Here is a 1,481-nt window from a genome sequence, read left to right as displayed (position 1 = left end):
CAGCGTTGATTGGCCGCGAATATTTTTAAGTACCTTGCTGAAGCGGTTGGTCAGGTTGTCTAACATACTTATCCTTGATAATGAGAATAGCTGCCCAATACAGGGCATTCTTTGTTAAAATAAAATTCGGATTATTTTACACGATAGTCCGAAGTTATGCTTCAAGAACACAAACACGCACACCAAGGCCGTCTGAAACCCTGCCGGCTGTCCGTCAAGTGTTCACACATCTATTGAGAAAGATATTTATGCCGATTGTCTTAATCTGCCTTATGCTGGTGTATGCCGGATTGGGCGCATTTTCCTGGTTGCAACATAAAAAGCACAATAATAAGTCTTACCCGCTGAAAACCGAGCTGCTGATTTTGAGTGGCGCATTATTGGTACATGGAGCAGCATTGATGTTCCCGGTATTGCAAGATAGGGTATTGATTACCGGTTTTGGTTATTCACTCAGTCTGATAGTCTGGCTGATGCTGATGATGTACTGCTTGGGCAGCTTCTTTTATTGTCTGCGCGGTGTACAGCTCTTATTGTATCCCTGTGCTGCATTGACCTTATTATTGGGTTTCCTTTTCCCGGGTGATTTTTCAGGCCGCCAAATCGTAGACTTATTGCCGCTGTCGCACATCGCATCATCATTGCTCGCATACGGATTGTTTGGCATCGTTACCTTATTTGCCATCCTGATCCTTTTGCTCGACCGCAATCTGCACAAACGCCGTTTTTCCGCATTGGTCAGCTTCTTGCCGCCATTATTGAGTTTGGAAAAACTCATGTTCCAAGGTATGTGGGCAGGCTTCGTTTTATTGACCTATTCCGTTATCAGCGGCACGTTTTTTGCAGAAACCATTTTCGGCAAGCCGATGACCTTCACGCATAAAACCATCTTCAGTATTATGTCGTGGCTGATTTATGGTGCATTATTGCTGAAACACAGCATGACCGCATGGCGCGGCAAAAAAGCTGCCGTTTGGACTATTGTCGGATTTGTTAGTCTGATTTTTGCCTATGTGGGCAGTAAATTTGTCCTAGAAATTGTCCTTCAACGTATTGGATAAATAGAAACCATAAACAAAGGCCGTCTGAAAGAGCATTTCAGACGGCCTTTGTTTGTATTTTTTTGTATGTATGGATTGTGTAGAAAGTTTGATTGAGTTTTTTATAAAATAAAAACCCTGTTAAAACAGGGAAGTGGTTAAATTTCTAGAAATAATTTTGCGAAAGGTGTTGACTGGTTTTGTTGGGAGGCGTATAGTTCGGTTCTTCGCTGCTGACGCGGTGAAGAAAACGAAGCAGACAGTATAACACAGTTGGTTGAAATTTTCGATAATTTTAGTTGACATTTGCTAAATGTACTGTATAATTCGATTCGCTCTTTAAAAAACAGATTACCGATAAGTGTGAGTGCATTAGGCCTCACACTGTTTGAAAGACAGACAAGATGATGTTTTAGACATTGTCCTGTCGGTTTCTTTGAA

1 protein-coding gene is annotated in these 1,481 nt (G+C 41.7%); it reads left to right on the top strand.

Annotation, left to right across the window (positions count from 1 at the left end; all coding sequences use genetic code 11):
• The first annotated feature begins 248 nt into the window (after positions 1–248).
• A complete protein-coding gene (locus ACTHUT_RS20465; protein ID WP_070461213.1) occupies positions 249–1,061 on the top strand; it encodes a cytochrome C assembly family protein in 813 nt (270 codons plus the stop codon).
• Positions 1,062–1,481 lie beyond the last annotated feature (420 nt).

The sequence above is a fragment of the Neisseria sp. P0022.S010 genome (assembly GCF_051956635.1).
Note: the sequence above shows the minus strand (reverse complement) of the source record. Positions and strands in the feature narration are given on the sequence as shown.

Bases quoted from the DNA above. Each gene is read 5' to 3' on its own strand.
- ACTHUT_RS20465 (WP_070461213.1), top strand. From the start codon at position 249: ATGCCGATTGTCTTAATCTGCCTTATGCTGGTGTATGCCGGATTGGGC.